The sequence below is a fragment of the Streptomyces sp. NPDC054794 genome (genome assembly GCF_053611585.1).
Window position 1 is genome coordinate 1 of the sequence record NZ_JBSHAQ010000016.1, and the last position, 652, is coordinate 652.

1 protein-coding gene and 1 rRNA gene are annotated in these 652 nt (G+C 62.6%); both read left to right on the plus strand.

The features are described 5' to 3' along the window. Positions 1-179 precede the first annotated feature (179 nt). Positions 180-296: ribosomal RNA gene (gene rrf, locus ACWGKT_RS18475) — 5S ribosomal RNA — on the plus strand. A gap of 143 nt (positions 297-439) precedes the next feature. After that, on the plus strand, positions 440-652 hold a 213-nt coding region (locus ACWGKT_RS18480), incomplete at its 3' end, for a hypothetical protein (protein ID WP_453274495.1).

A 652-nucleotide genomic window follows, 5' to 3' on the forward strand; every position in this document is an offset into this window, starting at 1 on the left:
GGTTGATAGGCCAGATATGGAAGCCCGGTAACGGGTGGAGTTGACTGGTACTAATAGGCCGAGGGCTTGTCCTCAGTTGCTCGCGTCCACTGTGTATGTTCTGAGGCAACGAACGGTTGCCGGCTTAGAGCTGAACACACAATTGAAGAGTGTGCTTGTTCGCTCGAAACCATTAGGGTTTCGGTGGTCATAGCGTGAGGGAAACGCCCGGTTACATTTCGAACCCGGAAGCTAAGCCTCACAGCGCCGATGGTACTGCAGGGGGGACCCTGTGGGAGAGTAGGACGCCGCCGAACAATCTTTGGAGGACTCCTGGTCCCAGCGTTCACGCTGGGACCAGGAGTCCTTTCTTTTTTTCCGGAGCGCGCCGGATAGCCGGCTGCGCGAGAATGACTTGCGGTACCGAAGACAGGAGTCACCATGTCCACCAACTCTCCCGATGACCGACCGGAGCGCGATCAGCGGCGACGGGAAAGTGGTGACCGTGGTGACCGGGGCGGCTACCGCGGCGACCGCGGTGGCTACCGTCGCGACAACGACCGTGCCGGCTACGGCCGTCGGGACGACCGTGGCGGCGATCGCGGTGGCGACCGTGGTGGCGACCGTGGTGGCTACGGGCGGGGTTGGGTTCGGCTCTGCGAGCCCGGGGGAC